The following is a 9,301-nucleotide window of genomic DNA, read 5'->3' as shown; positions in this document are numbered from 1 at the left end:
TGCGGGTTTGTTTGCGCTTACCGGCGTACTCGGCGTCAGCGAAGGTCATCTGCTTCATGGGGAAACTCAGCGGGTGGAATCCGGGTATTTTGCCAAAATCTGGAAGTCTTCTTCAGAGTTTCCTTAGGTCGATTGCTGCCTCTACTGTTCCCGATCTGACGTCTTACAATGCGCGCCTTTTCTATGGCCCTTGCTTCCTTCATGACACGCTTCCTGACCCTAGCTCTCTTCCTACTCTTCTCCCTCACCGCTCTAGCTGAGCGACCACCCACCTTCACAGCTGCCAAGGTAGTGGCCAAGCAGAAGGTCTTTTTCGATCGTGCGCAAAGCCCAGATGGCGAGCTCTATTGCGGCTGCAAGTGGGAATGGACTGGGAAATCAGGCGGTAGGATCAATCCGGAGTCCTGCGGGTATGAAACCCGCAAGCAGCAGACCCGGGCTGACCGAATGGAATGGGAGCACATTGTGCCTGCCTGGGTGTTCGGACATCAGCGCCAGTGTTGGCAGAGTGGAGGGAGGGAAAAATGCGTAGCAGATGACCCTGTATTCAGGGCCATGGAAGCAGATCTTTTCAACCTCTATCCCTCAGTAGGCGAAGTGAACGGCGACCGCAGCCATTATCAATACGGTATGGTTAACGGTAATGCCCCACAATACGGCGCTTGTACCACTAAGGTGGACTTTCGTGGGCGCGCGGTAGAGCCTAGGGATGCTGTTAAGGGCCTTGTCGCGCGGGCGACTTTCTACATGTATGACCGCTATGGCTTGTCCATGTCTCGTAAGCAGCAGCAACTGCTGATGGCCTGGGATCGACAGCATCCGGTCTCTGCTTGGGAGAAAAGTTGGGAAAGCCGAACAGCGGCGGTGATGGGCCACGGCAATCCATTTGTAACCGGTGAGCGCTCGTGGACCTTGGGCCACAAGCCCTCACGCGAAGGTATCGTCACGCAGTTGGTAACTCACAAGGGGGCGCCATTAGCGCCTCAACCATTAGCAGTCAGTGGAGACATAGTCGGCAATCGCAACAGCCACGTCTACCACCTGCCCCAAGGCTGTCCAGGCTACATTCAGGTGAGCACCAAAAACCGCGTTCACTTCAGTAGTGAGGCTGAGGCGCAAGCTGCTGGCTATCGAAAGGCCGGCAACTGCCGCTGAAAGTGATTGTGTCGTGGTCAATTTTTCATGGACATGCTGCCGAAGCTTAAATACCAGCCCAAGCGCATCACTCCAATGCCATGCGCATCCACTTCGGCATTTTGCAGGCCATCAATTTGACTAGGTCATCAGGCCTGAGCTCCTTCCTGATCGCTGCTAAGCATTCCGGAGTGGCGCCGTCTTTACCGAGATAAAATAGCGCACTGATAGCCATTCCCACCTCAGTCCCGGCATGCTGCATGACCATAGGTGCAGCATGTATCAGCCGGACTTCAGCTTTCCCTATGAATACTGATCGGCTGGCTCCGTTGGTGTAATAGATTGGAATGAGCGGCATCTGGGTGCTCAGCCCAAATTTCCTGACTGCATTGGCACCATGGATCTGTAGAGACAGACGCTTCTGCCTGGCAATCAGGCTAATCAATTGCCAGGGATTGGGACGAGCCCTTGCAACGTATTGTCCGACTGGGTCAATTTCCCATCAGCGACAACACTTCAAGCTGTCCATCGACGACCTGTGCCATGATTGGAAACGCGACGAGTGTCTTGAGATGAGGTTGGCTTTGGTTTGTCAAGGCTGTCCCCAGCACGTTTCCTGCGTTGCCGGCGGCGACCACTCCATTCCCTCTTCGAGGATCGGATGGCTTTCGCTCACGACGATCAACGGTTTGTTCCGATTCTCCAGCGCGAACATGGCGATGGAGCCTTCGACGTCCGTCACCGGCACCGCCCCCTGTGGGTCAAGCCTGCCAACCCAGACATATTGCCGGGTCTCCAAACATGCAAGGTAATACGAAATACCCATGTTTCCTCCGAATTCGAATAAAGTCCTTTGCTGCGCCAATCCGGAACGGGAGGCGGTACTGCCGCAAAAATCAAAGGCAGCGTGACACGCTCACACGACAACTACCTTGAAAAACGCCGGTTTGAGCAGTCCGGCATTTCGGATTAGGCCCACCAGGCTTCGTGCTGTGTAGGCCCCCGGCTGAAACCAAATATGTAAATCAGGTCGCCCTCCTCGTAGGTTCTTACTAGCTGTCGATAGCCTTCGAGGATGTTTTTTGAAAGCCCCACTCCGAATGTGCCTCCGCTGAGGCGGTCGTACCATGCCGTACCAACTCCTTTGTCGTACCACTTGTCCTGAGTTGTACCGCCCTTGTCTGTGGCGAGAATGGAAGAATGCAGCTTCCATACATTGGTGCTTTTACTATCTTTAGATTTCGGTTTTTACGTCCGGTGTATTCCAGGTTCCGTCAAAAGAGATGATGATTTTTTTGGACATGTCCTTTCTCCAACGTCAGTAGCTCTGACTGCTGTTCGAAATTTTCTAAGCATGGTCCTGCTTTCGCAGGTGAGGATAAAAAACTAGGAATGTGCAGTGGAGGAGGCTTTCGCAAGAATGTGCTATCTACGGACTTTTCATTCTGGCCAAAAGACCGAATTCCTTTCCTTTATGAGCTGACTCTGAGTCTTTTGCCCATTCGCAGGTGTCGTCCTCAATAGGAAACTGTAGTCCCCATTTTGCAGGCGTGCTCCACCATGAAATCTGCGCGGATGCATAAGGAGCTAGCTCGCCAGCATCCGCTTCTGGCCGATTCTGTTGAAAAAGTCGGCTTCATCGACCCTGACAGAAAAGTGCGCGTGTGAGGTTGAAATCTGCGTTGTGCGCAGGTGGTTCAGGGCTCAGTTTTGACGTGGCAGCGTGCAAAGAAGGTGTTTTTGCCGCTCAATTTACTGCTCGCCGGGCCGTGTCGACTTTTTCAACACAATCGGCCGCTTCCTGCCTGTCGCCACCATCGGGATTGGGTCCAGGCAGGGTAAACCGTTTTTGAGCGCCGACCACCCGCCACACACTAACCTCACGCGCTGTATCAAGCCGGGAGGCCAAATTCAATCGCATGAATAGTCTGCAGTACGGCACACTTGCCAGCCTCTGTGACCAGCAGATCGACCGGTCGCTCATTGGCAAGTACCATATTCGGTGATGTCAGCCAGCAGAGCGCGCCGTCCAAGTTGCCTTCATGGAGTTCTAATAGTGCATCCACAGTCTCGACGAGACGGCAAAAGACCTCACCTGCCCGCGTAGGCATCGTGACATGTCGTGAGGATGTACCGATCCATTTTGTCACCTGTGAGAGCGGCAACCCAAGCTCCCGCGCCAGGTCGGTAGCCAGTGATACTGGCAGCCCCGTCAGCAGAGCCTGATGCAGCCGATAATGAGCTTTCGGAAGACCCAGCTTATCGTAGAGTTTGTCCATGCTGCCTCCGGGATAGCGATTCTAGCCCGCACCATCAAATACCAAAATCTGCGCGCCCAGACTCAGCTATCGCTCCAGAAATCGCCACGTCGCACCAGGCCGAACTCATCCTCTGCAGTGCTGGGCTCCTCGTCGAACATGGTGTTGACCATGCGTTCCCGACGTAGAGCGCTCAGCGTGCGGAAAAAGCAAGGCTCGCAAAGATAAACCTCATAACGCTCGCCATCATGCTTGGAACCATACCCCCAGTGGGCCTGAAGGGTTCCAAACTGTTGGCCATAGCCCTCCACACGAGTGCTCTGGCAGCAGACATCGCAGGTGATGTCTGCGACCGTTTCAGCCGGCTGAGTAACTACGTGCTTCACGATCAGTACCCCCTGCGGCGGTCGAGCAGGGGCACTTGCTCGCCATCCAAAAGCTTCAGAATCGCTTCATTGCTACAAATTTCCTTAACTCGGCCAAGAAAATCTTCGCTTTTGAGAAGATGAGCAATTTTTTCTTGGCTCATGGATCTCTGTACGGCCATCATCGCGCAATAGAGCACGCAGCAGAAGAGGGAAATGGGGCAGGCCCAACGCAGCCGATCGCATGTGCATGAAAACTTAATCATTCAAACAGTCGCTTACAGACCAAATGAATGAATTTCCTTACGTTGGCATACCCCCCTGGCGCGGCTGCCGGCGCAGCGAGCGCGGGAAATTGCAGACCTGCCACTGCATCGGCGGCAAGCGGTGTAATGGCGCAAGATGGCTCTCGCAACACATACCCAAATTGCACCGACTGACGGCGACCACTGATTGCACGGCTGCCAATCGCCAAAACTGACATTAGACGAGCGGCTTTGGTCGTCCGCTCCAACTCTATCAGCGAGGTACCGGCAGCGGGTTGTCGGTGCTAAGGCTGCCGGCCCAGGCCTGAACTGTTTGGTGATCAATCACGCGGCCGGCGTCCACATCGGCCAGGGCCTCGAGGGTCAGGCGGCTGCGCTCTTCTGCCTGATCAATCCAAGCCGCCAAGGCTTGCTTGACAATCCAGTCCTTGGAGCGACCCACACGCTCGGCCAACTGATCGACTTTCTTAGCCAACTGCACTGGGACGTGAGCCGTGATGACCCGGGTTTCAATTGGGCAAGTCATGATGAGTTACTCCTAGGCTACGAAGCGCTGCGGATTTCCGTGAGAGATTGTCGTCCATTATGGCCGGTCGCTCGGTTACCGCCGAGCCGATGGTACCTTTGCTGCCGAGCAATGCTTCAAGATTGCGTATTACGGCCCATCGCACCGCCACCTCGGCCTCGGCTTTGTCCTGGGGCTTACGCGGCCGCGTCGGCAGCATCACCGTGTCCTAATGCCGGGCACACTCCAGCGCGGCCCGGTTCAAGCCCGGCTCGTAGCGATCGAGATGGGCAATCAGCGCGCGCGGGTTGTCGGGCACCACCATCTCGCTGACGCCGCCAATGTAGCTGAACGCCTGACCCATCGCAGTCAGCCAGTCCACCTGGGTTTCACCGAGCGTGGCGCAGGCATGGGTGTAGCTCTATACCCCCAGCGTCGCGACGAAGATATGCGCCCGGCTGATCTCGCCAGTGGCCGGGTCGATCACCGGTAGCGTCGGGCCGGCGTAGTCGATGAACAGCTTCTCGCCGGCCCGGTGCTGTTGGCGCATTGAGCGCGAGGGTGCTGGCGTAGCGACGGTAATGCTCGACGATCTGGGTGTAGCAGTAGGTCGGCTACTCGGGATGGGAAGCGACGTACTCCTCCCACAGCAGTTGCAAGGTGACGCCTTTGCGCCGCAGTTCGCGGTGGATGCCGATCACGTCCGGCAGCACCCGCTCGCCGCGGGTCTGGCGCAGTTTGGCAGCAGGCAGCAGCGCCGCTGCCAGCGCCACCTCAACGAGCGCGTTTGATATTTCACATGGCTACTCGCTGCGCCACCATCCTCTACTCCCTGAAATCGGGCGATGGTGACGGTCGCGTCAGGTCATGCGCAACGGGGTGGAAGCGTTTCGCTAAGCAGTGACCGACGATGTCGGTAGATCGTGACCGCCTGTTTCGGAGCAGGCTGGAAATCGGTCGCGTTGATAGCGAAATGAGCGGTCACGCGTTAACGAAATGGCCGGTCACGATCTACCGAAACGACCGGTCACGATGGACCTAAATACGCAGGCAGGCACAAAAACCCGCCGAGGCGGGTGGGGAATAGGGAGCAACTCGGGTTATGTCACCGAATGCAGGTGCACCTCCTCCACGGCATCCAGCCGGGTGGGCTGTGGGACATCTACCAGTTCGTCGATCAGTGCCCATTGCCGGTCCAACTCGTGGCTCACGGCCTCCATCCTGACAATCATCCGCCTACCCGCACCGCGCACATCTGGGTCAGCGCTGCGCAGCAGATCGAACGACAGCGAGGTCATCGCGGCTGTCAGGTGGGTGATGCTTCGTGCGGTGTGGGCGATGAGCTCGGCGAGTTGTTTTTCTTTCAAGGTCATATGACCATCCATGCCGCGGCGATCAAACCGGGTCACCGACAAGATCCGCCTGGCCAGTGCCGCCCTGACAGCCGGGCTTGGGCGACCACCGAAGCACGGCCGTATTAGCTTCCGGGTTGATGGTCACCTGCCGTATCAGGCAATCGTCAAGCACTGCTGCGGCCTCGATCTTGTTCGGTGCCCAGTTACTGACGTTCAACAGGTAGGTTTGCGCTTCCAGATCCTCGCCTTCCTCATGCCGCAGCAGACCGGCCACCGCTTCGGTGCACAGCTTCAGTTGCAGATGGCAGCGGATCTCCACGGCGACATCGCCATGCGGAACATGTTCATTCCTGGTACGCCAACCACCCCAGACCACAGCTTCGCCGGCGTGTTCGATAACTAATTTGGGGGGCAAATAAAGGGTGCCCAGAGGCAAATCGGTTGCTGGCGATGCCAACTGCAGGGTTATATAGCTGGAGGTTAGGGCAGTCGAGAGACAAAGCAGCACTACTTTGAGGGGGCGCATAGGGACTCCTGTCGTACGCGGTTGCCGTCATTGGCTCTGCAAGCGTAGCAGCAATATCGAATGCGGCTAAACGTCCGCGCGCGAGCAGACTGCAGGGGGCAGGCAGGTGGAGTGGATCGCTGCGGGTGTTGACCTGCTTATGGTTCTGGTGGGGCTATGGGTTGAATCAACTCAGATGAGTCGTGCTTCACGTTGCCCACGGCTTTGCTGACTGGGTGCCAGGTGAAGGCGTCTGCGGTCAGCCCTTGCGTTTGCGCCAGCTCCTCGGCCTGGGCGGAGGTTAGGTCCGGGTCTATCCAGCGGCGGGCTGCATCCGGCGGCAGCACTACCGGCTGGCGATCATGGATGGCCAGCATGTCGCCGTCGCTGGGCTGGGTGATGATCACCAGGCCATCGCCCTCTCTCTCCTCGCCATCGTCTATCGGGTACTGCCCCAGCGCGGCAAAGAACATTGGCGCGCCGCGCTTGAGCTTGATGAAGTAGGGCTGCTTCTTCAGCGGGCCTGCGTCGTCCTTCACCCACTCATACCAACCGTCGGCCATGACTAGGGCACGATGGGGCCAGATTGCCCTGAAGTATTTGCCGCTGGCTACCGTCTCTACCCGGGCGTTGATCGCCGGTGGCAGGTTGGCCTTGGCCCAGTGCGGCGCCCATCCCCACCTCACCGCGCCAAGCTGAATGCCGCGAGCCTCGCCGTGCAGCATGTGCACCTTGGTGCTCGGCGCCACGTTGTAGCGGGCGATGGGCACGTTGTCGTATCCGCTGATTACGTCTTGCTCGGCGTTCAGCTCGGCCAGGTAGTCCGCCAGGCCTTGGTACTGGGCGAAGCGTCCGCACATGGTTGCCTCCATTGGTCGCTCTACTCAGCATGACATTGACCGGGCGCCTGTCAATTGCTCTACTGTTTATCCGTACAGTAATATTTTGCAGGTATCCCCTCCATGGCCACCGCGACGATTCTCGGCGCCGTGGGCGGCTCCGATATCGAGCTGCCCTTTTTTTCCTCTCGCGTTCCTGCCGGCTTCCCCAGCCCGGCGCAGGATCATCTGGAGCAAAAGCTTTCTCTCGACGAGTTGCTGGAAATCGATGCGCCACACACCTTCCTGGTGCGGGCCGACGGCGAGAGCATGATCGGCGCCGGCATCTTCGATGGCGATGTGCTGGTGGTGAGCCGCGCGCTACGGGCGGGCAGTGGCGATATCGTCATCGCGGCGATCAACGGCGACACCTTCGTGAAGCGCCTGAGCATGGACGGCAAGCTGATTGTGCTGCGCTCGGAGAACCCGGCGTTTGCCCCGCGCTTCATCATGGAGGGCGATGAGCTGCTGATCTGGGGCGTGGTCACGGCTAGCATCCACCGGCATCGCTGTCATGCCTGAGCTCGCCATCGCGCTGATCGACTGCAACAGCTTCTATGCCAGTTGCGAGCGGGTGTTTCGCCCGGACCTGCTGCGCACGCCCATCGTGGTGCTCTCCAACAACGACGGCTGCGTGATCGCCCGTTCGGCCGACGCCAAGCCCTTTGTGAAGATGGGCGAGCCGTACTTTCAGATCAAGCACAAGCTCCGCCAGCACGGCATCGTCGCGTTCTCCAGCAATTACGCGCTGTATGGCGACATGAGCGAACGGGTGATGACGGTGATTGAGGGCATGGTGCCGGCGGTGGAGGTGTACAGCATCGATAAGAGTAAGATGCATACTATGGACGTCCAAAGTTAGATGACTCAACCATAGACATTGACGCTTGTTCTTACAGAGATTTCGCTTGGCTACCGTCGAACACATTCACTTCATTCCACATGACCCTTCTGTCAAAGACCGTCTGGTTACCTACTCGTTTAATAGCTCACGCGTAGTGATCGAAGGGCTACCACAAATATTCTGGGAAGACGGTTCGCCCTGGAGAGAGGCCAACCTCTGGGCTATGGAGAGAGTCACCAATGGCGAGGCAATTCTAAAGACCGTTTCGAGCAACCTTAACGGGCTGCTGAACTACGCGAAGTTCTTGGAGAGTCGCATGCTTCAGTGGTTTGAGTTTCCGTCTCGAAAAGCAGATCGGTGTCTCGTCCAGTACCGTGGGGCGCTTATCAAGGCGCGAGATGCTGGTCATATCAGCCCTGCCACGGCTTCCGAGTACATGCGTAACTGCATCAGCTTCTACAGATGGGTTAAGAGGCGTGGTCTTTTATCCCCACGATTGCCGCTGTGGCAAGACAAGCGCTTTCTCATCAAATACTTCGATCAGGTCGGCTTCGAGCGAACCCTGGCTGGCACTACTACCGATTTGGGTATTCCCAACCGCAAACGCATTGGGATCACTTTGGAAGGTGGGCTACTTCCTGTGTCGCCTTCTGATCGCGACATCATTCTCGATTTCGCAAAGCGTAATGCATCACCTGAGCTTTACCTGATGCTAGCCCTAGGTTTTTTCACGGGTATGCGACTGGGAACGATCTGTGACCTTCGTATCGATACTTTGGAGCGCGCCATACCCGATCCGTCTGCTAAAGGTCTGCTTCGGATATCACTAGGACCAGGTGCGTCCCCGCCTGTGCATACCAAATTTGGAGTGACTGGCCAGGTATGGATTCCTGAATCTTTGTGTTCAGAAGTATTGGAATACGCCAAGGATCTTCGCAGATTGACTCGTGAGGTATCTGCTGCGGGTGAGAATCGAAACCTAGTGTTCTTGACTCGCTTCGGAAACCACTTCGGTCGGCACAACAGTGATCAGTCTTCGGCCGTAAATGTTGAGATGTCATCGTTTAGGGATGGTCTGAAGTAGTTGTGTATTTCTGGCTGACTTCAGCCCCTGCCGATTTTAAAAGCGGCAAATCGATCAAAAACGCTCAGATCACCCGCTTATTTCTGTGTTTTTAGCCGCCGCGAGCA

Annotated in this window: 12 protein-coding genes and 3 pseudogenes; 4 read left to right on the top strand and 11 right to left on the bottom strand. The window is 56.8% G+C overall.

The window, feature by feature from the left end; translation table 11 throughout:
* Positions 1-201: 201 nt before the first annotated feature.
* Positions 202-1,155 (top strand): endonuclease, encoded by a 954-nt coding sequence (locus tag GIW79_RS28790; protein WP_203482381.1) that lies wholly within the window; start codon positions 202-204, stop codon positions 1,153-1,155.
* Positions 1,156-1,222: 67 nt separating this feature from the next.
* Here the strand turns inward: GIW79_RS28790 and GIW79_RS28785 are convergent, their stop codons facing one another.
* The 11 genes and pseudogenes from GIW79_RS28785 to GIW79_RS28740 all read right to left on the bottom strand — a co-directional run bounded on the left by GIW79_RS28785 (position 1,223) and on the right by GIW79_RS28740 (position 7,248).
* Entirely contained in the window at positions 1,223-1,630 is a 408-nt protein-coding gene (locus GIW79_RS28785; protein ID WP_328824628.1) for a DUF6088 family protein, read from the bottom strand.
* 96 nt (positions 1,631-1,726) lie between these two features.
* Positions 1,727-1,960 (bottom strand): hypothetical protein, encoded by a 234-nt coding sequence (locus GIW79_RS28780; protein WP_203482314.1) that lies wholly within the window; start codon positions 1,958-1,960, stop codon positions 1,727-1,729.
* Positions 1,961-2,103: 143 nt separating this feature from the next.
* Positions 2,104-2,328 carry a phospholipase effector Tle1 domain-containing protein gene (locus GIW79_RS29925; RefSeq protein ID WP_413243015.1) on the bottom strand — a complete coding sequence of 75 codons (225 nt, stop codon included), beginning with the start codon at positions 2,326-2,328 and terminating at the stop codon, positions 2,104-2,106.
* Between the two features lie 698 nt (positions 2,329-3,026).
* On the bottom strand, positions 3,027-3,413 hold the full coding sequence (locus tag GIW79_RS28775; RefSeq protein WP_203482313.1) for an antitoxin Xre/MbcA/ParS toxin-binding domain-containing protein: 387 nt from the start codon (positions 3,411-3,413) through the stop codon (positions 3,027-3,029).
* Between the two features lie 62 nt (positions 3,414-3,475).
* The gene (locus GIW79_RS28770) at positions 3,476-3,778 is read right to left on the bottom strand and encodes a hypothetical protein (RefSeq protein WP_413243013.1); all 303 of its coding nucleotides are present in this window, start codon (positions 3,776-3,778) and stop codon (positions 3,476-3,478) included.
* A gap of 2 nt (positions 3,779-3,780) precedes the next feature.
* On the bottom strand, positions 3,781-3,921 hold the full coding sequence (locus GIW79_RS28765; protein WP_203482312.1) for a hypothetical protein: 141 nt from the start codon (positions 3,919-3,921) through the stop codon (positions 3,781-3,783).
* A gap of 355 nt (positions 3,922-4,276) precedes the next feature.
* Positions 4,277-4,549, bottom strand: a complete 273-nt coding sequence (locus GIW79_RS28760; RefSeq protein WP_203482311.1) for a CopG family ribbon-helix-helix protein — start codon at positions 4,547-4,549, stop codon at positions 4,277-4,279.
* Positions 4,550-4,688: 139 nt separating this feature from the next.
* Positions 4,689-5,310: pseudogene (gene istA, locus GIW79_RS28755) on the bottom strand (IS21 family transposase); the annotation flags it as partial.
* A gap of 318 nt (positions 5,311-5,628) precedes the next feature.
* Complete coding sequence (locus GIW79_RS28750) at positions 5,629-5,901, bottom strand: hypothetical protein (protein ID WP_203482310.1); 273 nt, start codon at positions 5,899-5,901, stop codon at positions 5,629-5,631.
* Between the two features lie 22 nt (positions 5,902-5,923).
* On the bottom strand, positions 5,924-6,409 hold the full coding sequence (locus tag GIW79_RS28745; protein WP_203482309.1) for a hypothetical protein: 486 nt from the start codon (positions 6,407-6,409) through the stop codon (positions 5,924-5,926).
* A gap of 137 nt (positions 6,410-6,546) precedes the next feature.
* Positions 6,547-7,248 carry an SOS response-associated peptidase family protein gene (locus GIW79_RS28740; RefSeq protein ID WP_203482308.1) on the bottom strand — a complete coding sequence of 234 codons (702 nt, stop codon included), beginning with the start codon at positions 7,246-7,248 and terminating at the stop codon, positions 6,547-6,549.
* Between the two features lie 102 nt (positions 7,249-7,350).
* Between GIW79_RS28740 and GIW79_RS28735 the strand changes: the two genes are divergently transcribed.
* From GIW79_RS28735 to GIW79_RS28725, 3 genes and pseudogenes are all read left to right on the top strand, one after another.
* Positions 7,351-7,788: a LexA family protein gene (locus GIW79_RS28735; protein WP_203482307.1), complete on the top strand. Its 438-nt coding sequence runs from the start codon at positions 7,351-7,353 to the stop codon at positions 7,786-7,788.
* A pseudogene (locus GIW79_RS28730) lies at positions 7,781-8,098 on the top strand (Y-family DNA polymerase); the annotation flags it as partial. The gene GIW79_RS28735 and the pseudogene GIW79_RS28730, both read left to right, overlap by 8 nt.
* A gap of 55 nt (positions 8,099-8,153) precedes the next feature.
* A pseudogene (locus GIW79_RS28725) lies at positions 8,154-9,179 on the top strand (site-specific integrase); the annotation flags it as partial.
* Positions 9,180-9,301: the final 122 nt, after the last annotated feature.

The organism is Pseudomonas sp. PA-7-1E, assembly GCF_021605325.1.
Classification (GTDB): domain Bacteria; phylum Pseudomonadota; class Gammaproteobacteria; order Pseudomonadales; family Pseudomonadaceae; genus Aquipseudomonas; species Aquipseudomonas fluorescens_BV.
The sequence above is the reverse complement of the archived record's forward strand: the minus strand, read 5'-3'. Positions and strand labels throughout refer to the sequence as shown.